Source organism: Acidimicrobiales bacterium (assembly GCA_035630295.1).
Classification (GTDB): domain Bacteria; phylum Actinomycetota; class Acidimicrobiia; order Acidimicrobiales; family Iamiaceae; genus Iamia.
The window spans coordinates 1-22,266 of the sequence record DASQKY010000008.1; the positions used below are offsets into that span (position 1 = coordinate 1).

A 22,266-nucleotide genomic window follows, 5' to 3' on the forward strand; every position below is an offset into this window, starting at 1 on the left:
TATGTTCGCAACAAATGGCCGCCAATCCATCTCATCGTCATGTCGGGCAAAGTCGACCTGGCGTCCATTCGGCTGCCCAGCACCGCCCGCTTCATCGCCAAGCCCTACCAGGAACGCCACCTCTTGCGGATCATCGATGAAATGCTGACCTCCAACACTGGTGGCCAGGCCTGAACGCTGTGACTGATCCTGCCCTGGCGACGCGCGCGCCCGGCGCCAAGAGCTGGGACGCCGCCGCCGTCGTCGTCGCCGCCTGTACCGGGCTGGTCATCGTCATCTTCGCCATCTTTGGCCTCTTGGTCTGGCAGGCCTATGCCAGCGCCGGCCCGCGCGCCGAGCGCGAGGCGCAGGCGAGCGCCGACCTCCTCGCCGAGGAGGCGCAGTGGCTGGTGGGCGGCGCGCTCACTCTGATCACGCATCTGTCGACCGACGCGCTGCGCAACCCGGCGCAGATCACCACCGCCGACAAGCCCGAACTCGACCAGTTGCTCAAGACCCTCCCGGCCGACGTCGAGCTCGCTTATTACGACGCCAACGGCGACGTCCGCTTCGGCACCCCGTTCATGCTGCCGCAGTCCATCGCGGCGGCGCGCTTCTTCACCAACCTCGCCGGCGCCACCGAGTGGACCATCACCGCCCAGCCGCTGGCCGGGCGCCAGACGCCCGGAATCATCCTTGCCAAGCGCATCGAGCGCCCCGACGGCGACGGACCGGCCGGCGCCGTGGTGCTGGCCATCGACACCGCTTTCCTCGAGCGGCATTGGACGGCGCAGGATCTGGGCCAGGATTCGACCATCAGCCTCATCGAGCGCAGCGGCGCCGTGGTAGCGCGCTATCCCGCGCTCACCGGCCCGCTCAACGTCGGAACGCAGCCGGGCTTTGTGAGCGCCGCTGCCGCCGACAGCGGCACCTACTGGTCGGACAGCTCTCCCGCCGATGGCGTGGCGCGCGTCGTCGGCTTCCGCCACATCCCCGCGCTGAACCTCATCGCCCTCGCCTCGATCTCCCGGGACACAGTGTACGCCGGCATCCTCAACTCGACCTTGATCGTCTTGGCGCTGCTCGGCCCGATCGCCCTGGCGCTGCTGCTCGGCTCGATCCAGATCGCCCGCGAGATTCGCCGGCGCGAGGCGACGATGGCGAGGCTCTCCGAGGCCGTGGCCCAGAACGAGGTGCTGTTCCGCGAGATCCACCACCGGGTGAAGAACAACCTGCAGACCATCTCGTCGCTGCTGCGCCTGCAGGGCCGCCGCCTGTCCTCGGCCGAGGCCAAGGGGGCCATCGGCGAGTCGGTGCGGCGCATCTCCTCGATCGCCCTGGTGCACGACATCCTGGCCCGGGAGGCGGGCGAGGACATCCCGTTCATCGAGGTGTTGCGGCCCCTGGTGCGCATGGTGGAGGAGAGCCTGACCTCGCCCGACCGGGAGGTGCGCTTCAGCGTGCACGGCGACCCCGGCATCCTCCCCGCCCTGGTGGCCACGCCCATGGCCGTGGTGCTGAACGAGCTGTTGCAGAACACCATGGACCACGCCTTCCCCTCGGCGCCGGACCGCTCCGACCACGACGGCCAGGCGGGCGGGGCGGAGGGGGACGGCACCGACGACGACGCCGAGCGGCCCGTCGGGCAGGTGCGGATCGAGATGGAGAACGACGGCCAGCAGCTCGTCGCCCGGGTCATCGACGACGGGGTCGGCCTGTCGGAGGGGTTCTCGGTCGAGACGGCCACGGGGCTGGGCCTCTCCATCGTGCGGGCCCTGGTGACCTCGGACCTGAACGGCACCATCGACATGTTCGAGCCCCTCGACGGCGGGCCCGGCACCGAGGTCGAGCTCCGCATCCCGCTCGACGCCGAGCACTCGGGCTGAGGGGCCCGGACGCGACGACGCCCGGGGAGGGGGTGCCCCGGGCGACAGTGCGGGTGTGGCGGTGGCGGTGCCGGGCCGGGGCCCGGCGGGGTCAGGCCGTCTGGCGGGCCCGCTGGGCCTGCTTGCGGAGCTGGCGACGCTCGTCCTCGGAGGTGCCGCCCCAGATGCCGGAGTCCTGGTTGGTGTCGAGGGCGTACTCGAGGCACAGGGTCTGGGCCGAGCAGGCCCGGCACACGGCCTTGGCGTTCTCGATCTGCTCGATGGCCGGGCCGGTGGTGCCCACCGGGAAGAAGAGGTCCGGATCGGTGTCCTGGCAGGCGGCGTCGCGGCGCCATTCGGCCGAGGCGACGGTCAGGGACAGCAGGTGGCTGGGGCTCAAGGCCACGAGGGGACCTCCAAGGGTCGGTGAGGGAGGTCTCGTGACTCCCTTCACATGCGTCGCACCCGCGAAGAAAGACGGTGTGCGCGGCGGCGGGTACCGGGGGAGGCTACCCCTCCTTGCTAGCTGCGGCAAGCACTTTTTTGCTCCATGACCGGCGCATCGGCTAGCGACGTGACATCCGTCGGTCCGGAGGGGGCACGTGGCCACTGAGCGTCCCACCATCATCGCCCACCGTGGGGCCTCAGTCGCTCACCGGGAGAACACGGTGGCTGCCTTCGCCGCCGCCGGGCCGTTGGGCGCCGACGCCGTCGAGCTGGACGCCCGCCGCACCGCCGACGGGGTGATCGTGGTCCACCACGACGACACGCTGGACGACGGCCGGGTCATCGTCGAGCTGGAGCGGCCCCAGCTGCCTCCCCACGTGCCCACCCTGGCCGAGGCCCTGGACGCCTGCGGCGGCCTGGTGGTCAACGTCGAGGTCAAGAACTGGCCCGAGGACGCCGACTTCGACCCGGGCGAGGCGGTGACCGAGGCCGTGGTGGCCGAGCTGGCCCGCCGGGGCCGGCCCGACCGCTACCTGGTGTCGTCGTTCCACCGCCCCTCCATCGACCGGGTCCGGGAGCGGGCCCCCGGGCTGGCCACCGCCTTCCTGCACGCCCAGGTCGACGGGGCCACCGCCCTGGCCGAGGCCGTGGCCCACGGCCACCGGGCCCTGCACCCCTGGTACGGCTGGGTCACCGAGGAGCTCATCGCCGCCGCCCACGCCCAGGGGGTGGTGGTCAACACCTGGACCGTCGACGACCCCGAGCTGATGGCGCGCTTCGCCGGCTGGGGCATCGACGGCATCGTCACCAACGTGCCCGACATCGCCCTCGCCGCCCTGTCCTGACCCCCCGACCCGGGCACGAGCGTGCCCGACATCCCGACACTTTCGTGCTCGGTGCGGCGGGGGTCGACAACCCGGCATGAAAGTGCCCGACGTCCCGGCGCCTTCGTGCTCGGTTGGGCGATGAGGTCAGCGGCCGAGGAGGCCCCCCAGGCCGCCGCCAATGCCGCCGCCGGCCGCCCCGCCGGCCGGGCCGGTGTTCTGGCCGCCCTGGTTCATGGTGGCCAGGTCGAACTCCGAGGGCTGGACGATGACCCAGCCCTGGCCCTGGAAGCCGATCTGCAGGGCCTCGCCGCTGCCCCGGCCGATCAGGTTGCCCAGCTTGAACGACGAGGCGACCGAGGTCTGGAGGTTGGCCGACCAGGCCACCACGGCGTTGGAGTCCACGAAGGTGGGGGAGTCGGTGGAGAGCACCACCGGGCTGCCCTTGGAGGTCACCGCGATCCAGCCGTGTCCCTGGATGATGGTGTTGAACAGGCCACCGGCCGCCATGCCGCCGCCCCCCACGAAGTGGACATCGGCCTCCAGGGTCGACTGGTAGGCCAGGACGTTGCGCCCGTTGATGGAGATGGCGTCGCCCTCCAGCAGGATCAGGTGGATGTCCGAGGCCTGGTCGGCGAAGAACACCTCGGCCTGGCCGCTCACCCGCATGGTGGCCACCCCCTCGCCGGTGAGCTTCTGCTTGAGCATCTTCCCGAGGCCGCCGGCCCCCTGGTAGTCGAACTGGGCCTGCCCCTGGTAGGCCACCATGGCGCCCTGGCGGGCCAGCATCTCCGGCGGGTTGCCGTCCAGCCCGAGTCGGACCTTCAGCATCTTGGAGTTCTGGAGGGTGAACGCGTCGGTCTGGGTCGACTCGGTGTTGGAAAAGATGTCGCTCTTCATGGCGCGCACACTACGCACCGTCGCCCACAGCCGGAAGGGGTAGCGACCCGAGATCGTCGGGGGTCGGGTCCCCGATCGCGCTGCTGCTACTCGGGCCGGGGCCGGGGGAGCGGGAGGACGACATCGAGCACGTCGGGCCGGTGGCGGATGGTGAGCGTCTCGGCGTCACCCAGGTGGTCGCCGTCCATCTGGTAGGGGAACGGGCCGTGGCCCACCACGTCCACCGCGGTCACGCCCCGGCGCTCGTCGACGGCGCCGATCCGGCCCACCCGCCCCCCGCCCTGAAGGGCCGCCCCGGCCACCCGCAGGATGGTGTCGATGCGCATGGACCGGATGGTGATGACCACCAGCGGCGAGTCCAGGGTGGCGGTGGGGGCGATGTCCAGGGGCCGGTTCCCCAGGTACGTGTAGGGGTTGGTGTTCAAGATGACGGCGAAGGAGCCGTCCTCCACGGTGCGCTCGGGCTCGGGCCCGTGGGGGAAGCACACCCGGAAGCGGGGGTGGCTGCGGTCGAAGTGCCGGAACCAGGTGCTGAAGGCCGAGTACACGAACAGGGGGTGGCCCAGGTAGCGCTTGAGCTGGGGCCGCCGCTCCACCTGCTCGATCACCGCGGCGTCGAAGCCCAGCCCGGTGTGGAACAGGAAGTAGCGGCCGTTGAGCGAGCCCAGGCCGATGCGGCGGATGGACCGGGCGGCCAGGGCGTCGAGCAGCTCGCCGGTGGCCTCGATGGGGTCGTTGGTCAGGCCGATGGTGCGGGCGAAGACGTTGGTCGAGCCGCCCGGCAGGGCGGCCAGGGCGGTGGCCGTGCCGGCCAGGCCGTTGGCCGCCTCGTTGAGGGTGCCGTCGCCGCCCAGCACCACCACCACCTCCGCCCCTTCGGCGGCCGCCCCCTTGGCCAGGTGGGTGGCGTGGTCGCGGCGCTGCGTCTCGACCATCTCCACGTCGTGGTCGGCGGAGAGGGCCTTGCGGATGACCACCCGGGCCCGGGCCGTGACCGAGGAGGAGAAGGGGTTGACGACCAGGACGATGCGCACAGCGGCCCGACCCTACCGGTGCCCCCCGGCCGAGGGCCCGACGCACCCGACCGGCGACCCGACGGCCCGGAAGGAGGCCCGGAGGAGGCGTCCCCCGGCCGCTTCGGAGAGCTCCGAGCCGGATTTGGCCGACCGTCGACCAGCCGACAGACTCCCTGCCCATGAACGTGGTCGTCTGTGTCAAGCAGATCCCGGACCCCGCTGATCCCGGTGCTCTCGAGCCGGATCACACCCTGAAGCGGGACGGGAAGCTCATCCTCGACGAGTCCGACACCTACGGCGTCGAGATGGCGCTGCAGCTCGTCGACAAGGCCGGGGAGGGCGAGGTCACCCTGGTGTCCATGGCCCCCAACGGCGAGGTCTCCGGCCTGCGCCAGGCCCTGGCCATGGGGGCGGCCAAGGCCATCCTGGTCAGCGACGACACCCTGGCCGGCGCGGGCGCCCTCGACACCGCCAAGGTGCTGGCCGCGGCCATCGGCAGGGCCGGCGGCTACGACCTGGTGCTGGCCGGCGTGGAGTCCTCCGACGGCTACACGGGCGTCGTGCCCGAGCAGATCGCCGCCCTCCTGGACCTGCCGTCCATCGGGTTCGCCAAGTCGGTCGACGTGGCCGACGGCACCCTCAAGGTCCAGCGCCAGACCGAGGCCGGCTACGACGAGTGCGAGTCGCCGCTGCCGGCCCTGGTGTCGGTGACGGCCGGCGTGGTCGAGCCCCGTTACCCCTCCTTCAAGGGGATCATGGCCGCCAAGTCCAAGCCCCTCGACACCCTCACCGTCGCCGACCTGGGCATCGACCCCGCCACCGTGGGGTGGGACGGGGCCGGCCAGGAGATCGTGGACGTGACCGCCGCCCCCGAGCGCGAGGCCGGCGAGAAGATCGTCGACGAGGGCGACGCCCACACCAAGATCGTCGAGTTCCTCGACGGCCTGAAGGTCATCTGAGGGACGGAAGGAACGCTCATGGCACTCTCCAAGATCTGGGTCCACGTCGAGGTCAACGAGGGCACGGTGGCCCCCATCACCCTCGAGATCCTGACCAGGGCCCGCGCCCTGGCCGACACCGTCGAGGCCTTCGTCGGCGGCTCCGCCGACGGCCTGGCCGAGGTCCTCGGGGCCCACGGGGCCACCAAGGTCCTGGCCACCGGTGACCTCGGGGGCGGGCTCCAGGGCGCTCACGTGGCCGGTGCGCTGGCCGCCGCCATCGAGGGCGGCGACGCCCCCGACGCCCTCTTCTTCGGCACCACCTACGACGGCCGCGACATCGCCGCCCGCCTGTCGGTGAAGCTGGACAAGCCGGTCATCTCCAACAACACCGACGTCGAGGTGGACGGGGACAACCTGGCCGTGTCCACCCCGATCTTCGGTGGCACGCAGGTCGTCAAGACCCGCTTCGCCGCCGGCAGCCCCGCCATCGCCCTCTTCCGCCCGAAGTCGTTCGTGGCCGAGGCCTCCGCCGGCGGCCCCGCCGAGGTGGCCGAGCTGGCCCGGGGCGACGTCGGCGCGGCCGGCGCGGCCAAGGTCCTCGACCGCCACGTGGAGGAGACCTCCGGTCCCAAGCTGGACGAGGCCGCCGTGGTCGTGGCCGGCGGCCGGGGCCTGGGCGAAGCCGGCAAGTTCGACATGATCGAGACGCTGGCCAAGCTGCTCAAGGGCGCCCCCGGCGCCTCCCGGGCCATCGTCGACGCCGGCTGGGTGCCGTACGCGTACCAGGTGGGCCAGACCGGCAAGGTCGTGAAGCCGACGGTCTACATCGCCGCCGGCATCTCGGGCGCCACCCAGCACATGGTGGGCATGAAGGGCTCCAAGAACATCGTGGCCATCAACAAGGACGAAGAGGCCCCGATCTTCGGCGTCGCCGACCTGGGCATCGTGGGCGACGTCCACAAGGTGCTGCCCAAGCTCATCGAGGCCCTGCAGGCCCGCTGAGCCCCCCGACCGCGGACACGGCCCCGGGTGCGCCCGGGGCCGTGTCGCGCTCGCCCCATCCCCCGACCCCGCCCCCCGAGGCCCCGCGTGCCCGCCCCATCCCTCTCCCGGCTTCGTTGGCGGCGCGCCCGCCGCGAGGTCGCGGCCCGGCGGGGCCACCTGGCCGGGGGCGGGGCCGTCGAGCTGCCGTGCCGGGCCCGGCGGACCACGGCCCGGGGCTGGGGCGAGTGGGTCGGTGGCCGGCTGCGCCTGCCCGGCCCCGAGGGGGGAGGGGCCGACTTCGTGGCCGACGACCCCCACGAGGTGGCCCTGGTGACCCGGCGGGGCGAGGCCCCCGTCCGCCTGGAGCCGCCCCTGGAGGTGGCGGTGCGGGGCGTGCGCTACCGGGCCGAGGCCTTCCACGGGCCCGAGGCCGAGATCATCACCGTCACGTCGCCGCGCCGGGTGGTGGAGATCGCCCTGCCCCCCGGCGAGGTGGAGTCGACCGCCCGACGGCTGGCGGCCCTCACGCCGGGAGGCTGAGCCCCCGCAGGGCCATGGCCAGCAGGTCGTCGACCAGGGCGTCGCGGTCGGGCCACGGGAGGCCGGGCTTGGAGACGAGCAGCGAGGCCAGCCCGTGGACCGCCGACCAGAGCAGGAGCCCGACGTGCAGGTCGCCCCGCTCGGCCACCTCGGGCCGCAGGGTGCCGGTGCCGATCAGCTCGCCGGCCACCCGCAGGAGGAGGTGGAACGACCGCCCCTCGGTGACCATCTCCTCGACGTACTCCTGGGCCGAGAGCTCGTAGCGCGCCATGAACAGCAACCGGTAGTGCTCCGGGTTGTCCAGGGCGTAGCGGATGTAGGCCCGGCCCAGCGCGTGCATGACCTGCCTCGGGTCGACGATGCCGGCCAGGGCGCCCTCCAGGGCCGTGTCGAAGCGCTGGAAGCTGTGGCGGCACACCTCGAGCAGGAGCATGTCCTTGTCGGCGAAGTGCCGGTAGATCGACGGCGGCGTCACGCCCACGGCATCGGCCACGGCCCGGATCGAGACGGCGTCCTCGGAGCCGGTGGCCAGCAGCAGGCCCTCGGCCGCTTCCAGGATCTCCTCCCGCAGGCGCTCGCCCTGGCCCCGGCGCGACCGGGCCCGGGTCACCGGGCTCATGGGCGACCCACCCCCACCCGCCGGTCGGCGTCGTCGCCCGCCCCCGCGGTGTCACCGGGCCCGAGGTCGTCGCCCCCCCCGGGCCTGTCCAGGTCGACGTGCTCGCTGATGCCGAACCGGGCGTGGAACCGGCGCAGGGGCCCGGGCGCCCACCAGTTGGCCTCGCCGGCCAGGCGCATGAAGGCGGGGACGAGCGTGGCCCGGATGACGAAGGCGTCCATCAGCACGGCCAGGGTCAGGCCCACGCCGAAGAGCTTGATGAAGCTGACGTGCGAGGTGGCGAAGGCGGTGAACACGACGGCGATCAGGAGGGCGGCGGCGGTGACGATGCGGCCGGTGCGCTCCAGCCCCACGGCCACGGCGGAGCTGTTGTCACGCCCGGCGTCGTGCTCCTCCTTGATGCGCGACAGCAGGAACACCTCGTAGTCCATGGACAGCCCGAAGGCGATGCAGAACATGAGCACGGGCGTGGTGGCGTCGATGGTCCCGGTGGCGGTGAAGTCCAGGGCGTCGGACAGGTGCCCGTCCTGGAACACCCAGACCATGGCCCCGAAGGTGGCCGACAGGCTGAGCAGGTTCAGCACCAGTGCCTTCAACGGCACCACCACGCTGCCGAACATCAGGAACAGCAGGGCGAAGGTGACCAGGGCGATGATCCCCAGGGCCAGTGGCAGGCGGTCGAGCAGGCTGGCCTTGCTGTCCACCATCCGGGCCGGCTCGCCGGTCACCAGCACCTCGAACGGGGCGTCGAGGGCGCGGATGCGCTCGACCAGGCGCTCCCCGGCGGCCGACACCGGCTCGACGTCGGGCACCACCGACAGCCAGGTGCCACCCTCGCCGGCGAAGCGCGCCGTCACCTCGGGGCCCACGGGGATCTCGGCCCCGTCGATGTACACACCGGTGCCGGCGTCCACCCGGCCCACGCCGTCCAGGCGGGACAGGGTGGTGGCGTAGCGGGCCACGGCCTCCTCGGCCGCCGGGCCCGAACCGGCCGACGCCGTGTCGGGCACCACCACCGACAGGGCGCCCGCCTCCTGCGAGCCGTAGTCGTCGCGCAGCACGTCGGAGACCTGCCGGCTCTCGGCCGAGGCGGGCAGGACCCGGTCGTCGGGGCGGCCCAGGTCGAGGTGGCGGAACGGGCTGCCCACCAGCACCAGGCCCACCACCACCACGGTGATGACGGGGATGGGCCGGCGCATGACGGCGGTGGCGATGCGGTGCCACACCCCCTCGCCGACCGGCGGGGCGGCCCGGCGCCCCAGCGCCAGGGCGTCGACCCGATGGCCGAGCACGGCCAGGAGGGCGGGCAGCACCACCACGGCGCACAGGCCGGCCAGGGCCGCCACCGCCACCCCGGCATAGGCGAAGGACCGCAGGAAGGCCTGGGGGAAGACCAGGAGCGCGCACAGGGAGGCGGCCACGGTGAGGGCGCTGAAGGCCACCGTGCGCCCCGCCGTCCGCACCGTGCGCACCACGGCGTCGTGGGGGGCGTGCCCGGCGGCCAGCTCCTCCCGGTAGCGCGACACCACGAACAGGCTGTAGTCGATGGCCAGGCCCAGGCCCATGGCGGTGGTGAGGTTCAGGGCGAAGATCGACACCTCGGTGGCCTCGGCCAGCCCGCGGAGCACCACGAAGGTCCCCACCACCGAGAGGGCCCCGATGGCCAGGGGCAGCAGCGAGGCCACCACGCCCCGGAAGATGAGGAGGAGCAGGATGATGGTGATGGGAAGGGCGATGACCTCGGCCCGCAGCAGGTCCTCCTCGACGGTGTGGTTCACGTCGCCGAAGACGGCGGCGAACCCGCCGGTGGTCACCGTGGCCCCGTCGATCCGGCCCCCGAAGCGCTCCCGCAGCTCGCCGGCCCGGGTGACGACGTGGTCCTGGTCGCCCTCGATGCGGGCCACCACCAGGGCGGAGTCGGCGGCCTCGGAGCGCAGCGGCGGCGGCCGGCCCAGGCTCCAGTACGAGGCCACGTCGTCCACGTCGGGCTCGGCGGCCAGCTGGTCGGTGAGGGCCTGGGCCGAGGCGGCCACGGTGGCGTCGTCGACGGTGGTGCCCTCCTCGGCGGTGACCAGGAGGACGAGGTTGGGCGAGCCCGTGCCGAACCGCTCGGCCAGGACGTCCTCGGCCCGGGACGACTCCGACGAGGGGTCGTCGAAGCCCCCGGCCGAGAGGTGGTCGGCCACGCCGCCCCCCACGGCCCCGGCGGCCACGAAGGCGACGGCGGCCAGGACCAGGATCAGGACGCGGCGGCGGACGGAGAGGTGGGCGAGCCGGGTCAGCATGCGGGGGCCCTCGCTTCCAGGTACCATCGATAACGTAACGTTGATAACCATGCCGGGTCGAGGCGGCGCTGTCGAGATGACGTGCGTCACCGGCCCGATGTGACGACATTGACCCCGGTCGGGAACAGAACCGGCCCCCCGTGCGTCTGGACAGTTGATGAGCGAAGGGAGGCGGGGCCTCGTGGTCGCCCGTGAGGACGAACCCACCCCCTCCCAGGCCGGCCACCACAGCCGACCTGCCTCCTGGAGCCGCTCTGGCGGGAACCAGCCAGTCGTCGGGGCCACGAACCCCGACGGCTGGCCTTCCGGCCTGGCCGAGCTCTACGTCGAGGAGCGCCTGGCGTTGGTCCGCCTGGCCTACCTGCTGACCTCCGACCCCCAGGTGGCCGAGGAGCTCGTCCACGACGCCGTCCTCGCCCTCCGCCCCCGGTGGGACGACATCGACCACCCCCCGGCCTACCTGCGCACCGCGGTGGTCAACCGGTGCCGCTCCTGGCTCCGCCGGGCCCGCACCGAGCGGGCCCACGCCCCCCTGCCCCGGCCCCCGGCCGAGCTGGAGGCCGACGAGCTGTGGGACGCCCTCGCCACCCTGGACGACCGTCGCCGCACCGCCATCGTCCTCCGCTTCTACGAGGACCTGCCCGACGAGCAGATCGCCGCCGTCCTGGGCTGCCGCCCGGCCACGGTGCGGACCCTGATCCACCGCGGCCTCCACCTCCTACGGCGGGAGATCGCACGATGACGCCCCCCCCGGGCCCGGGCCCCGACATCGAGCTGGAGGGCGAGGTGCGGGCCATGCTGCGCCGCCGCGCCGCCGACGTGCAGGTCGGCGGCCTCGCTCCCGGCCTGCCCGCGGGCCGGCGCCCGTCCCCCGGCGCCGCCGCCCGACCCGGCCACGGCCCGCCCCCGGCCCGGCTGGCGGTCCTGGCCGCGGCCCTGGTGCTGGTGGTGGCGGTGGCCGCGGTGCTGGTGACCGAACGGGGGGGCGGCGACGACGAGCCGATCATGGCCGAGGGCCGCGACCCGGCTGCTGTCGAGGTCGTGGGCGTGCTCGAGGTCGACGACCTCCCGGCCCTCGACCTGGCCTCCGTGCCCGCGCTGTGGACCGCCGACGAGCCGGCCATCGACGTGGCCACCGCCTACCTCTCGGCCCGCCTCCGGACCGGTCCCGGGCGCTCCCTGGCGGTGGAGCCCGGCGAGGTCCAGGGGCCGCGCTGGGCGTCGGTGTCGTGGTCCCTGGACGGCGGGCGCCCCACGTCGCCGCCCGTCCCCGCCACGGGCACCACCTACCTGCGCCGCCACGCCGCCGGCTGGAGCGTGGTCGCCACCCTGAGCGGCGGGGTCGACCTCACCACCACCGCTCGCCGGGGCGGTGCGCTCCTGGGATCGGTGGAGAGCACGACCGACGGCTCGTTGGCCGTCGACGTCACCGACCTCGACGGGGTGCCGGTGCCCGGCTCCCCCAACCTCGACGGCGCGGCCTCGGGCCCGGGGGGCCCTCCACTGGGCACGGCGGCCCGGTCGGCCGAGCGGCCGGTGACGGTCGACGTCCCGGTCCCCGACGGCCAGCCCGCCGTCCTGCGGGTGTCGCACCTGGACGGCGACCAGGAGCCGCGGGACCTCTCCGAGATCGCCTTCCCGCCCGAGCCGGACCTCGAGGACGAGAGCGAGACCGCCACCACGTTCTCCCCGCCGTTCGAGGAGCCCGATGTGGCCCACGTCTGGAGCTCGGCGCCCGGCCAGCCCGGCCAGGTGGTCTCGCCGGAGGAGGCGGCCAGCCGGTTCGTCTCCGAGCGGGCCGGGGTCGAGGTCGTGGCCGCCGAGGCGGCCGGTCCCGACGGCACCGGCGCCGTCGAGGTGGTGGCCACCGTGCCCGGGGGCGCCCGGGTCCGGGTGGACCTGGAGCCGGCCGGCGGCCTCTGGCTGGTGGTCGAGGTGGGCGGGGGAGGGGTGGCCCTGGCCACGCTCGACGGCGTGCCCACGCCCACCTGGGACCGCTCCCGGGTGCCTCCCGCGGCCGACACCTACTCCACCGACGTCCGCGACCGGGGCCGGGGGTGGCGGGACCGCTACTCGGCCGGCGTGGCCGCCGACGGGCCCGGCCCCCCGCTCACCCTGCCCGGGACCGGCCCACCCCCCGGTGACATCGGGGCCGCGGTGGTGGTGTGGCGCGACGGTGCGGGCCAGGTGGTGGGCATCGCCGCCAACCCCCTCTGAGGGCGCCCGACACCGGCGCGCTGGTCAGATCAGGGGCCAGGGGATCCGGCGGCCCGTCGGGTCGTGGGGGAACTGCCGGGCCGAGCGCAGCACCCGGGCCCGGCGCAGCACGGCCTCGGCCTCGTCGTCGAGGAGCAGAGCGGCGACCGGCCCGGGCAGGCCGGTGGCCAGCAACGTGGCCACCCCGTCCATGACGTCGTCGGGCACCGGCAGGCCGGCGAAGTCCCAGATGACGGTGCGGAGCCGGGCCTCGGTGGAGAAGCACAGGCCGTTGTCGATGCCCCAGACGTGGTCGTCGCCGTCGACCAGGACGTGCCCGCCCTTGCGGTCGGTGTTGTTGGCCAGGAGATCGAAGGCGCACATGCGCATCAGCTGGCCGTCGTGGTGCCCTTCGTCCCGCAGGACGAAGTAGTGCCGGGAGAAGTCGGCCTCCACGAAGCGCTGGAGCGAGCCCACGCCCAGCGGCGCGTCCTCCCGCACCACCGTGCCCGGGACCAGGTCCCAGCCCAGGGCGGCCGACAGCTCGTAGGCGGCCGCCTCCCGGCGGAACAGCCCCTCGGGGAAGTCCCACAGCGGCCGCTCACCCCGCAGGGGCTTGTACACCGCCTTCAGCCCCGGCGGCAGGTCGGAGGTGTCGCGCCGTCCCGGGGGGCTCCGGTCGGGGGCATCGTCGCCGGCCTCGACGCGCACCTCGGCCCCGGCCGCGGCCAGGGGCTGGCCGGGATCGTCGCCGGGGTCGTCATCGGGATCGGCCCCGCCGGCCTCGACCTCGGCCACCGACACCAGGAACGTGGCGTTGCTGCTCTCGACGATGCGACCCAGCAGGGCCACGGGCGCGGTGCGCAGCCGATCGAGGGGTTCCGGGGGCGGGGCCACGACGGTCGGCCGGGCGGGATCAGCGGGGCGGGCCGTGGCCGTTGGTGCGCGGGCAGGCGTGGTCGGGACCCATGGGGTGGCCGCACACCGGGCACGGGGGCCGGCCCCCCTCCACCAGGGCGGTGGCGTGGTCGACCAGGGCCGTGACCTGGGCCCGGGTCAGGCGCACCCGCAGGCTGGCCCGGTTGGCACCGAGGAGGTCGTCCTCGTCGTCGAGCTCGCCCGCCTCCTCGACCAGGATGACGATGCGGTCGGCCACGTCGTCGTAGGCCACCGAGAGGGTGCCGGCCACCCAGGCCGGGTCGTGCGGCGGGACCAGGGCCAGGTCCAGCGCCGGGTCGCCCTCCACCACCGGGAGGTCGGCCAGCACGCCCTGGAGGTACTCGGCCAGGGCCGCCACCTGCTGCTTCTCGCACTTCACGGTGACCTGGGTGTCCCCGGCCACGGCCTGGAGCAGGAAGACCCTCCGGCCGGGCTCGCCCACCGCGCCGGCGGTGAAGCGGTCGACGGCCTCGAAGTCCTGGCTCTCGCTCATCGCCGACCTCCCCGGTGGGGGGGACGGCCGGGACGGGAGCCGTCCCGCCGGCGGGGGGGCCCGCTCACGAGGCGACCAGGGCGCCCAGGTCGCCCTCGGTGGTGTTCACGGCCAGGACCACGGTGGAGGTGGGCCCGTAGGCCACCGCCGAGACGGAGCACGGGGACACCACGATGCGCTGGAAGGCGTCCAGGTGGGCCCCCAGGGCCTCGTTGAGGGCCGCCTTGATGGGATCGGCGTGGCTCACCAGCACGATGGTGGCCCCGGGGTGGGCGGCGCACAGGCGGCGGGTGGCCCCCACCACGCGGCCCTGCATCTCGGCGAAGGACTCCCCGCCCGGGAACCGGAAGGCGCTGGGGTGGCCCTGGACCGCCTTCCACTCCGACCGCTTCCGCAGGTCGGCCAGCTTCGCCCCCGTCCAATCGCCGAAGTCGGCCTCCAGCAGGCCCTTGTCCACCTTGACCCGCAGCCCGAGGGCCCGGCCGATGGGGGCCGCCGTCTCTTGGGTGCGCTCCAGGGGCGAGGCGTAGACCGCCGCCACCCCCTTCAGCCCGCCGATGCGGCCCGCCGTCGCCTCGGCCTGGGCCCGGCCCTGGTCGGCCAGGTGCAGGCCCGGCGCCCGCCCGGGCAGCACGGCCCCGGTGGTGGGCGTGGCGCCGTGGCGCACGAACAGGACGCGGGTGGCCTTCGGCTGGGTCGGGCGAGCCATGCGTCGGGCAACCTAGCGGCCCGTCTCCCGTGCCCCTCCCCGCCGCGCCGGGCCGGACCGGCCCGTCCACCCCGTACCCTCCGGGCGTGGCCCCCCGCCGTCGCCCCGACACGCTGGCCCGGCTGGAGGCCGACATCGTGGCCTGCCGGGCCTGCCCCCGCCTGGTGGCCTGGCGGGAGCAGGTCGGCCGGGACAAGCGGGCCGCCTTCCGGGACGAGGAGTACTGGGCTCGCCCCATCCCGGGCTTCGGCGACCCGGCCGCCCACCTGGCCATCGTGGGCCTGGCCCCCGCCGCCCACGGGGCCAACCGGACCGGGCGCATCTTCACCGGCGACCGTTCCGGCGACGTCCTCTACGCCGCCCTCCACCGGGCCGGCTACGCCAACCAGCCCCACAGCACCCACCGGGACGACGGGCTGGAGCTGACCGGGGCCTGGATCACCTGCCCGGTGCGGTGCGCCCCGCCCGGCAACGCTCCCACCCCGGCCGAGCGCGACACCTGCCGACCGTACCTGGAGCGGGAGATGGCCCTGCTGGCCGACGTGCGGGTGCTGCTGGTGCTGGGCGGCTTCGGCTACCAGGTGGTGTGCGGGCTCCTGGGCGTGCGTCCCCGGCCCCGCTTCGGCCACGGCGTGGAGGTGCCGCTGCCCGATGGCCGCACGCTCCTGTGCTCGTACCACGTCAGCCAGCAGAACACCTTCACCGGGCGCCTCACCCCGGCCATGCTCGACCAGGTGCTGAGCCGGGCCCGGGCCCTGGGCAGCGATTCGGGGGCATCCGGGGGGCGCCGGTAGGGTCGACGCCCGATGTCGCGCTCCGTCCCGTCTCCCCGCTCCCGGCGCCTGGTGCTGGTCGCCGTCGCCCTGGCGCTGGTCGCCCTGTTCGGGGCCTGCACCCACCAACGCCAGATCCCCGACAAGTACGGCGAGACCACCGAGAAGAACTTCGCCGAGGGCTGCACCCGCACCCTCCGGCAGAGCAGCCCCGACGCCGAGGGGGCCAACGCCACCGACCTGGGGGGCTCCGAGCCCTACACCGCGGCCGAGGCCGAGGACGTGTGCACCTGCACCTACGAGGGCATCTCCGGCGAGGGGGGCATCCCCTACGAGCGGTTCAAGGAGATCACCGCCGACCGGGAGGAGGAGGCCGGGCCCCTGCCCGAGGAGGTCCTCACCATCGTCGAGCGGTGCCGCTCCGAGGTCCGCCCGGGCTGATCCCTCAGGCGCCGGCCCCCGGCGCGGTCGCGGCCGCAGTCGTGGCCTCGGCCGGGGCCCCCGGGGCGGTGCTGGCTGCAGGGGCCGCGTCCGGCTTGGGTGCCGGCGGCGGGAGCATGCGAGGGGTGTCGACGGGCACGCCCTCGGCCGGCCAGCGCTTGCGGCTCTTGGCCGCCAGCTTGTGCATCAGCTCGATGGCCCCGGGGTCGTCGTCGCCCGGCCGGGTCTCGATGCGCCCGGCCGCCACCAGCCGCTGGATCACCTCGCGGCCCAGCTCGGTGCGCACGATGGTGAGCGTCCAGTCGTTGTACTTGCCGATGCCGCCGGTGGAGATGTCGGCGTGCTCGGCCGCGAAGTCGGGGCAGTGGGTGCAGCCCTCCCGGGTCCAGGCGTGGCACTCCTTGAGCGGCACCTCGTGGTACTCGCCGTCGTGGGTCCAGATCTGGAACTTGCCCTTGATGTTGACCTTCTTGATCATGGCCCGGGTCAGGCCGTACTTGGCCTCGAACAGCTCCTCGAAGATGGCGTCGTCGAAGGTCTTGGAGCACAGCAGCCCGATGTTGAACTTGATGGGCTTGCTGACCTTGCCCACCTTCCTCGACCACATCACCGGCGGCACCGAGCTCTGGCAGCTCATCCCCACCAGGGCCAGGTCCTTCAGGCCCCTCTCCATGGCCTCCGGGAGGGCCAGGGTGTTGGCGGAGTACGTGTAGCGGCTGCCGGCCGCGGCCATGATCTCCTCCGGCGTGGTGGCCAGGCCGGGGACGGCCTTCCAGGTGGAGCCGTCGCCCTCCAGGTAGGAGACCAGGGCGCCGTCGATGTAGCCCTCCTCCAGCAGCCACAGCAGCATGGCGCTGACCAGGCCGCCGTCCTGGCCGGCCTCGTGGACGCCGTCGTCGGAGGCCCGGGTCAGGAGGATGTCGGAGTAGACGCCCGAGATCTCGTCCTCGGTGCGGGCCCGGCCGAAGAGGTGCTCGTCGGCCTGGCTCTCCCAGTGCTGGTAGCGGGGGCAGGCCCGCGTGCAGGTGGTGCAGCCCTTCTGGCCGTGGACGCAGTCGCCGGCGCCCAGCTCCTCCTCCAGGTGGAAGGGCTTGTAGCCGCCGGCGACGTGGTCGTAGCCGATCACGTCGTGGGGGCACGAGATCACGCAGCCGGCGCAGCCGGTGCAGAGGTTGGTCGTGATGACCTCCTCGTAGAGCTCCTTCCACTGCGCCGTCCACCGCGTGCGGGGAGCCGGCGCGGCAGGGGGGGAAGAGGCCGCTGCCACATCCGTCATGCGGCGCATCGTAGGACCCCGCCCCGGGCCCGCCCCACCGACGGGGCGCCGTTGGCGCCGCCCGGGGCGGTCGACCACCATGGCGCCATGGACCTGACCTATCCGGCCGAGGCCGAGGAGTTCCGCCGCCAGATCCGGGCCTGGCTGGTGGAGAACCTCCCCGAGGGCTGGTTCGACGAGGGCTTCGAGATGAGCCCCGAGGAGCGGGCCGCGTTCAACGAGCGGTGGACCAAGACCCTCTACGAGGGCGGGTGGATCTGCGCCACGTGGCCCGAGGAGTACGGGGGCAAGGGCCTCTCGCTCATCCAGGGCGTGGTCCTCTCCGAGGAGTTCTCCCGGGCCAAGGCGCCCATGCGGGCCGACTTCTTCGGCGACACCCTGGTGGGGCCGACCATCCTCCAGTGGGGCACCGAGGAGCAGAAGCAGCACCTCCTGCCCCAGATCCTGAAGGGCGAGGTGCGCTGGTGCCAGGGCTTCTCGGAGCCCGAGAGCGGCTCCGACCTGGCCTCGCTGTCGACCCGGGCCGTGCTCGACGGCGACGAGTGGGTCATCACCGGCCAGAAGGTGTGGACCACCCAGGCCCAGTTCGCCGACTACTGCTTCCTCCTGGCCCGCACCGACCCCGACGCCAAGAAGCACGCCGGCATCTCCTACCTGCTGGTGCCCATGCAGCAGGACGGCATCGAGGTGCGGGGCATCGTGCAGCCCGACGGCACCGACGAGTTCAACGAGGTCTTCTTCGACGGGGCCCGCTGCCCCAGGGGCAACGTCCTGGGCGGGCTCAACGACGGGTGGAAGGTGGCCAACTCGACGCTCGGGTTCGAGCGGGGCATGTCGGCCACCACCGGCCACCGCCGCTTCGAGGAGGAGCTGCGCCTGATGGTCGGCGCGGCTCGGGCCAACGGCGCCATCGATGACCCCCTGGTCCGCCAGGGCCTGGCCCGCTTCCACACCAAGATCCAGATCCTGCGCATCAACGGCCTCCGCAACCTGACCGCCAACCTGACCGGCAAGCGGGACCCCGGCGTGGCCGCCCTGGGGGCCACCAACAAGATGTTCTGGTCGGAGATGCACAAGGAGGCCATGGAGCTGGCCCTGTCCATCTTCGGGGCGGGGTCGCTGCTCTCGACCGTCGGCCCCGAGAGCGGGGGCTGGCCGGGCACGGTCCGCTCCGCCGGCCGGGAGGCCTACCCCGTGAGCCCCATGGTCTCGGCCTTCTTCTTCAGCCGGTCCGAGACCATCTGGGGCGGCACGTCGCAGATCCAGCGCAACATCGTGGGCGAGAAGGTCCTGGGCCTGCCCCGCGAGCCCAAGCCCGCGTCGTCCCCGGCCGCCGGGTAGGCCCCCGGTGGGCGGGGAGGGGAGCGGCGACGGGCTGGTCGAGGCGGGCTGGTGGCGGGCCCGGCAGGACGACTACCTGGCCGCGGCCACCACGGCGTGGTTCCCCCGCTCCCCGCTGAACGTGATCGACCACCTCGAACGGTCGCGCCGCCAGCCGGAGCACCGGTTCGACCCCGCCGTCCTGGACGAGGAGGTGGTGGCGGCCTGGTGCCGGCGCGTCGACGGGTGGCTGGACTGCGCCGACTTCGACGTCCTGCGTCTGCTCACCCTGTGGCACGGCTACCGCGACCTCCTGCCCGACCACGTCCTGGCCGCCCTGCGGGAGCGGTTCCTGGGCTTCCGCTACTGGTACACCGACCCGGCCCCCGACGGCGTGGTCGACCACCGCTGGTACTGGTCCGAGAACCACCGGCTGATCTTCCACACCTGCGAGCACCTGGCCGGCCAGGCCTTCCCCGACGAGCGCTTCGGGGCCGCGGGCCTGACCGGCGACGAGCACCGCCGCCGGGCGGCCACCGCCCTGGGCCAGTGGTTCGACGAGAAGGCTCGGGACGGCTTCAGCGAGTGGCACTCCGACGCCTACTACGAGAAGGACCTGGTGCCCCTGGTGAGCCTGGCCGAGCTCGCCGACGACCCGGCCCTGGCCCAGCGGGCGGCCACCTTCGCCGACCTGGTCCTCTACGACTTGGCCCTCCACTCCCACAGCGACAACAACGGCTCCACCCACGGGCGCTCGTACATGCGGTTCAAGGCCACTGCCCCCAGCCAGACCGTGTTCTCGGCCCTCAAGCTCTGCTTCGACCGCACCGACGCCCCCTGGCCCCTGGAAGACGGCGACGAGGCCGAGCTGCTGCCCCGCCACGAGGGGGCCACCTTCCTGGCCCGGGCGGCCCGCTACCGCCCCCCCGACGTCGTCCGCCGGGTGGCCCGCCACCAGGGCGAGGTGGTGGACCGGGAGGGCATGGGCGTGGCCCTCGACCCGGGCGAGCCGCTGGCCGACGACCCGCAGCGGCCCGACGGACTGTCCTACACCGACCCCGACCTGGTGCCGTTCTGGTGGGATCGGGGGGCGCTCACGCCGTGGCAGCTCATCGGCTTGACCGTCGACACCCTGGACCGGCACGACCTGTGGGACAGCGCCCTGTTCGCCCAGTTCAAGGCCGTGCGTGACGTGTTCGGGTCCGACCCGGCGGTGTTGCGCCAGCTCACCCACGACCTGCATCGCCTGGTCAACGCCGGGCTGCTGGAGCGGGTCGACACCTACACCTGGCGCAACCGCCACGCCCTGCTGTCCACCGCCCAGGCCTACCGGCCCGGCTGCGTCGGCTACCAGCACCACATCTCGCAGGCCACCCTGGACGAGCACGCCGTGGTGTTCACCACCCACCCCGGCAACGGGCCGTCACCCCGGGCCGGCGACTACCTGGACCACGACCGGTGGTGGACGGGGAGCGCCACCCTGCCCCTGGCCGTGCAGCACGGGAGGGTGGTGGTCCAGGCCTACGCCCCCGGCTTCCCCTCACCCGGCGAGGGCCCGCTGGCCCCCTTCGCCTACTGCGACCACACCCACGCCTACCTGCCCACCGAACGCTTCGACGAGGTGGTGACCGAGGGGGCGTGGACGGTGGCCCGGCGGCGGGACGGTTACGTGGCGGTGTGGTCGTGGCGACCGACGCGGTGGGCCCACCACGACCCGGCCGAGGTGTTCACCAACGGCCTGGTCGAGCCGTTCGAGCTGGTGGCCGAGGGCGGGCCCGACAACGTGTGGGTCCTGGAGGTGGGCGACGCCGAGCGGTGGGGCAGCTTCGACCGGTTCCGGGCCGCGGTGGCCGCCGCCCCGGTCGAGGTGGAGGACCAGGGCTGGGGCGACGACGGCGCCCACCGGGGCTTCGCCGTCCGCTACGCCTCGCCCGCCGAGGGCGTGGTGGAGGTGGACCCCGACGGCTCGCTGCGGGTCGACGGCGAGGCCGTGGCCATCGACGGCTACCCCCGCTTCGCCAACCCGTTCTCCACCGTGGCCGGCGGCGATCCGGAGCTCACCATCGCCGACGACCTCGGCGCCTTCACCCTCGACCTGGCCGCCGGCACCCGCGGCCCGACCGACCGACCGACCTGACGAGGAGGGCCCCGTGCCCGGCATCACCCTGGAGCGCCACGACGGCGTGGCTGTGCTCACCGTGGACAACCCGGAGCGGCGCAACGCCCTCGACCCCGGCATCGCCCGTGACCTGATCGACGTGTGCGACGAGGTCGACGCCGACCCTGCCGTGGGCGCCGCGGTGGTGCGGGGGGCGGGGGGCACGTTCTGCTCGGGCGCCGATCGAGCCGTGCTCGACTCGGGCCAGCCCCAGGCCGGCGACGAGACCTACAAGGCCATGGGCCTGGTGTACCGGTCGTTCCACCGGGTGGGGCAGCTGGCCGTGCCCACCGTGGCCGCGGTGCGGGGGGCGGTGGTGGGGGCGGGGCTCAACCTGATGCTGGCCACCGACCTGCGGGTGGTGGCCGACGACGCCAAGGTGCTGGCCGGGTTCCTGCGCATCGGGGTCCACCCGGGGGGCGGCTTCTTCACCCTGGCCGGGCGGTCGGCGGGCCGGGAGGCGGCCGCCGCCCTGGGCCTGTTCAGCGAGACGCTGGTGGGCCCGGCCCTGGTGGAGGCGGGGGTGGCTTGGCAGGCCGTCCCCGACGGGGAGGTGGACGAGCGGGCCCTGGCCCTGGCCGGCCGGGCCGCCGCCGACCCCGAGCTGGCCCGCCTGGCCGTGCAGTCGTTCCGGCGGGAGCTGGGCCCCCCGGCCATCCCGTGGGACGTGGCCATCGACTTCGAGCGCCCGTCCCAGATGTGGTCGCTCGACCGCCGCGCCGCTGTCACCGACCCCTGATCCTCGGCGAGGCACCGCCGTCGACTAGAACGGAGCATATGCTCGGTTTCGGGGGGGAGGGTGGGACGGCTGGCGGCCGCCCCCGGGGGGTGGGGTCGTCGTGACCGGGCTCGAGGTGCTGGTGGCGCTGGCCGCGGTGGCCGCCGGGTCCACCGTGCAGCGGACCCTCGGCTTCGGAGCGGCGCTGGTGTCGGTGCCCCTCCTGTTGCTGATCGACCCCCGCCTGGTGCCCGGGCCCATCACCATCGCCGGCCTGGCCCTCATCGGGCTGATGTTGGTGGGCACCCACCGCGACGCCGACTGGCGGGGCGTCCGGTGGATCGCCGTCGGGCTGGTGCCGGGCACGGTGGTGGCCGGCGTGGCCGTGGCCCTCCTGCCCCAGACGATGCTGGTGGCGGGGGCCGGCCTGCTCATCCTGGCCGCGGTGGGGGCGGTGCTGGCCCAGCGGCACCCCCCGGTCGGGCGCCGGTCGCTGTTGGGCAGCGGGGCCCTGTCGGGCTTCATGGGCACCACCGCCGGGGTCGGCGGGCCCCCCGTGGCCCTGCTGTACCACGGGGCCCAGGCTGCGGTGCTGCGCGCCACCCTGGCCCGGGTCTTCCTGGTCAGCGCGGTGCTTACCCTGGTGGCCCTGGCCGGGGCCCGGCGCCTGGGCACCACCGAGTGGATGACAGGCCTGGCCCTCATGCCGGGTGGCCCCTTGGGCTACGCCGTCGGTGGGCGCCTGGCCGGGCGCGTCGACGGGGCCCGGCTCCGCACCGGTGTCCTGGTGGTGTCGGCCCTCTCCGCCCTGGCCGCCATCGCCCGCGCCCTTCTCTGACCCTG

Annotated in this window: 22 protein-coding genes; 13 read left to right on the forward strand and 9 right to left on the reverse strand. The window is 74.0% G+C overall.

Annotated elements, in window-relative coordinates; translation table 11 throughout:
• Window positions 1-179: 179 nt before the first annotated feature.
• On the forward strand, window positions 180-1,865 hold the full coding sequence (locus tag VEW93_02575; protein HYI60670.1) for a histidine kinase dimerization/phosphoacceptor domain -containing protein: 1,686 nt from the start codon (window positions 180-182) through the stop codon (window positions 1,863-1,865).
• 91 nt (window positions 1,866-1,956) lie between these two features.
• Here VEW93_02575 and VEW93_02580 read toward each other — a convergent pair whose 3' ends face one another.
• Window positions 1,957-2,244, reverse strand: coding sequence for a WhiB family transcriptional regulator (locus VEW93_02580; GenBank protein ID HYI60671.1), 288 nt, complete (start codon window positions 2,242-2,244; stop codon window positions 1,957-1,959).
• A gap of 202 nt (window positions 2,245-2,446) precedes the next feature.
• Between VEW93_02580 and VEW93_02585 the strand changes: the two genes are divergently transcribed.
• Window positions 2,447-3,136, forward strand: coding sequence for a glycerophosphodiester phosphodiesterase (locus VEW93_02585; GenBank protein ID HYI60672.1), 690 nt, complete (start codon window positions 2,447-2,449; stop codon window positions 3,134-3,136).
• Between the two features lie 126 nt (window positions 3,137-3,262).
• On the opposite strand, the gene VEW93_02590 is transcribed toward VEW93_02585, so the two are convergent.
• A complete protein-coding gene (locus tag VEW93_02590) occupies window positions 3,263-4,015 on the reverse strand; it encodes an AIM24 family protein (GenBank protein HYI60673.1) in 753 nt (250 codons plus the stop codon).
• An 86-nt stretch (window positions 4,016-4,101) separates the two neighbouring features.
• Complete coding sequence (locus tag VEW93_02595) at window positions 4,102-5,049, reverse strand: diacylglycerol kinase family protein (protein HYI60674.1); 948 nt, start codon at window positions 5,047-5,049, stop codon at window positions 4,102-4,104.
• A 161-nt stretch (window positions 5,050-5,210) separates the two neighbouring features.
• On the opposite strand from VEW93_02595, the gene VEW93_02600 reads away from it, so the two are divergent.
• From VEW93_02600 to VEW93_02610, 3 genes are all read left to right on the forward strand, one after another.
• The gene (locus tag VEW93_02600; GenBank protein ID HYI60675.1) at window positions 5,211-5,990 is read left to right on the forward strand and encodes an electron transfer flavoprotein subunit beta/FixA family protein; all 780 of its coding nucleotides are present in this window, start codon (window positions 5,211-5,213) and stop codon (window positions 5,988-5,990) included.
• 18 nt (window positions 5,991-6,008) lie between these two features.
• Window positions 6,009-6,974 carry an electron transfer flavoprotein subunit alpha/FixB family protein gene (locus VEW93_02605; GenBank protein HYI60676.1) on the forward strand — a complete coding sequence of 322 codons (966 nt, stop codon included), beginning with the start codon at window positions 6,009-6,011 and terminating at the stop codon, window positions 6,972-6,974.
• 87 nt (window positions 6,975-7,061) lie between these two features.
• The gene (locus VEW93_02610) at window positions 7,062-7,496 is read left to right on the forward strand and encodes a hypothetical protein (protein ID HYI60677.1); all 435 of its coding nucleotides are present in this window, start codon (window positions 7,062-7,064) and stop codon (window positions 7,494-7,496) included.
• Here VEW93_02610 and VEW93_02615 read toward each other — a convergent pair.
• The gene (locus VEW93_02615) at window positions 7,480-8,115 is read right to left on the reverse strand and encodes a TetR/AcrR family transcriptional regulator (GenBank protein HYI60678.1); all 636 of its coding nucleotides are present in this window, start codon (window positions 8,113-8,115) and stop codon (window positions 7,480-7,482) included. The genes VEW93_02610 and VEW93_02615 overlap by 17 nt on opposite strands.
• A complete protein-coding gene (locus tag VEW93_02620; protein HYI60679.1) occupies window positions 8,112-10,400 on the reverse strand; it encodes an MMPL family transporter in 2,289 nt (762 codons plus the stop codon). Before VEW93_02620 ends, VEW93_02615 begins: the two co-directional genes overlap by 4 nt.
• A gap of 181 nt (window positions 10,401-10,581) precedes the next feature.
• Here VEW93_02620 and VEW93_02625 point away from each other — a divergent pair, with 181 nt between their 5' ends.
• Together VEW93_02625 and VEW93_02630 are read left to right on the forward strand one after the other, a co-directional pair.
• Complete coding sequence (locus tag VEW93_02625) at window positions 10,582-11,142, forward strand: sigma-70 family RNA polymerase sigma factor (protein HYI60680.1); 561 nt, start codon at window positions 10,582-10,584, stop codon at window positions 11,140-11,142.
• Window positions 11,139-12,617 carry a hypothetical protein gene (locus VEW93_02630; protein HYI60681.1) on the forward strand — a complete coding sequence of 493 codons (1,479 nt, stop codon included), beginning with the start codon at window positions 11,139-11,141 and terminating at the stop codon, window positions 12,615-12,617. The genes VEW93_02625 and VEW93_02630 overlap by 4 nt, the downstream gene beginning before the upstream one ends.
• A gap of 24 nt (window positions 12,618-12,641) precedes the next feature.
• On the opposite strand, the gene VEW93_02635 is transcribed toward VEW93_02630, so the two are convergent.
• From VEW93_02635 to VEW93_02645, 3 genes are all read right to left on the reverse strand, one after another.
• Window positions 12,642-13,448, reverse strand: coding sequence for an SCO1664 family protein (locus VEW93_02635; protein HYI60682.1), 807 nt, complete (start codon window positions 13,446-13,448; stop codon window positions 12,642-12,644).
• Window positions 13,449-13,512: 64 nt separating this feature from the next.
• The gene (locus VEW93_02640; protein HYI60683.1) at window positions 13,513-14,028 is read right to left on the reverse strand and encodes a DUF3090 family protein; all 516 of its coding nucleotides are present in this window, start codon (window positions 14,026-14,028) and stop codon (window positions 13,513-13,515) included.
• A 64-nt stretch (window positions 14,029-14,092) separates the two neighbouring features.
• Window positions 14,093-14,737 (reverse strand): MSMEG_4193 family putative phosphomutase, encoded by a 645-nt coding sequence (locus VEW93_02645; GenBank protein ID HYI60684.1) that lies wholly within the window; start codon window positions 14,735-14,737, stop codon window positions 14,093-14,095.
• An 86-nt stretch (window positions 14,738-14,823) separates the two neighbouring features.
• Here VEW93_02645 and VEW93_02650 point away from each other — a divergent pair, with 86 nt between their 5' ends.
• Window positions 14,824-15,531: a uracil-DNA glycosylase gene (locus tag VEW93_02650; protein ID HYI60685.1), complete on the forward strand. Its 708-nt coding sequence runs from the start codon at window positions 14,824-14,826 to the stop codon at window positions 15,529-15,531.
• A 12-nt stretch (window positions 15,532-15,543) separates the two neighbouring features.
• Complete coding sequence (locus tag VEW93_02655) at window positions 15,544-15,951, forward strand: hypothetical protein (GenBank protein ID HYI60686.1); 408 nt, start codon at window positions 15,544-15,546, stop codon at window positions 15,949-15,951.
• A gap of 4 nt (window positions 15,952-15,955) precedes the next feature.
• On the opposite strand, the gene VEW93_02660 is transcribed toward VEW93_02655, so the two are convergent.
• Window positions 15,956-17,227, reverse strand: a complete 1,272-nt coding sequence (locus VEW93_02660) for a Coenzyme F420 hydrogenase/dehydrogenase, beta subunit C-terminal domain (protein HYI60687.1) — start codon at window positions 17,225-17,227, stop codon at window positions 15,956-15,958.
• An 87-nt stretch (window positions 17,228-17,314) separates the two neighbouring features.
• Here VEW93_02660 and VEW93_02665 point away from each other — a divergent pair, with 87 nt between their 5' ends.
• The 4 genes from VEW93_02665 to VEW93_02680 all read left to right on the forward strand — a co-directional run bounded on the left by VEW93_02665 (window position 17,315) and on the right by VEW93_02680 (window position 22,261).
• Window positions 17,315-18,568 (forward strand): acyl-CoA dehydrogenase family protein, encoded by a 1,254-nt coding sequence (locus VEW93_02665; GenBank protein ID HYI60688.1) that lies wholly within the window; start codon window positions 17,315-17,317, stop codon window positions 18,566-18,568.
• A 7-nt stretch (window positions 18,569-18,575) separates the two neighbouring features.
• Window positions 18,576-20,684 (forward strand): hypothetical protein, encoded by a 2,109-nt coding sequence (locus tag VEW93_02670; GenBank protein ID HYI60689.1) that lies wholly within the window; start codon window positions 18,576-18,578, stop codon window positions 20,682-20,684.
• Window positions 20,685-20,697: 13 nt separating this feature from the next.
• Window positions 20,698-21,444 (forward strand): enoyl-CoA hydratase/isomerase family protein, encoded by a 747-nt coding sequence (locus VEW93_02675; GenBank protein ID HYI60690.1) that lies wholly within the window; start codon window positions 20,698-20,700, stop codon window positions 21,442-21,444.
• Window positions 21,445-21,544: 100 nt separating this feature from the next.
• The gene (locus VEW93_02680; protein ID HYI60691.1) at window positions 21,545-22,261 is read left to right on the forward strand and encodes a sulfite exporter TauE/SafE family protein; all 717 of its coding nucleotides are present in this window, start codon (window positions 21,545-21,547) and stop codon (window positions 22,259-22,261) included.
• Window positions 22,262-22,266 lie beyond the last annotated feature (5 nt).

What these genes read in the sequence shown, in the direction of transcription:
- VEW93_02590 (HYI60673.1), bottom strand. Translation starts at nt 4,015, where the DNA reads ATGAAGAGCGACATCTTTTCCAACACCGAGTCGACCCAGACCGACGCG.
- VEW93_02600 (HYI60675.1), top strand. Translation starts at nt 5,211, where the DNA reads ATGAACGTGGTCGTCTGTGTCAAGCAGATCCCGGACCCCGCTGATCCC.
- VEW93_02605 (HYI60676.1), top strand. Translation starts at nt 6,009, where the DNA reads ATGGCACTCTCCAAGATCTGGGTCCACGTCGAGGTCAACGAGGGCACG.
- VEW93_02615 (HYI60678.1), bottom strand. Translation starts at nt 8,115, where the DNA reads ATGAGCCCGGTGACCCGGGCCCGGTCGCGCCGGGGCCAGGGCGAGCGC.
- VEW93_02620 (HYI60679.1), bottom strand. Translation starts at nt 10,400, where the DNA reads ATGCTGACCCGGCTCGCCCACCTCTCCGTCCGCCGCCGCGTCCTGATC.
- VEW93_02630 (HYI60681.1), top strand. Translation starts at nt 11,139, where the DNA reads ATGACGCCCCCCCCGGGCCCGGGCCCCGACATCGAGCTGGAGGGCGAG.
- VEW93_02640 (HYI60683.1), bottom strand. Translation starts at nt 14,028, where the DNA reads ATGAGCGAGAGCCAGGACTTCGAGGCCGTCGACCGCTTCACCGCCGGC.
- VEW93_02645 (HYI60684.1), bottom strand. Translation starts at nt 14,737, where the DNA reads ATGGCTCGCCCGACCCAGCCGAAGGCCACCCGCGTCCTGTTCGTGCGC.
- VEW93_02655 (HYI60686.1), top strand. Translation starts at nt 15,544, where the DNA reads ATGTCGCGCTCCGTCCCGTCTCCCCGCTCCCGGCGCCTGGTGCTGGTC.
- VEW93_02660 (HYI60687.1), bottom strand. Translation starts at nt 17,227, where the DNA reads ATGACGGATGTGGCAGCGGCCTCTTCCCCCCCTGCCGCGCCGGCTCCC.
- VEW93_02665 (HYI60688.1), top strand. Translation starts at nt 17,315, where the DNA reads ATGGACCTGACCTATCCGGCCGAGGCCGAGGAGTTCCGCCGCCAGATC.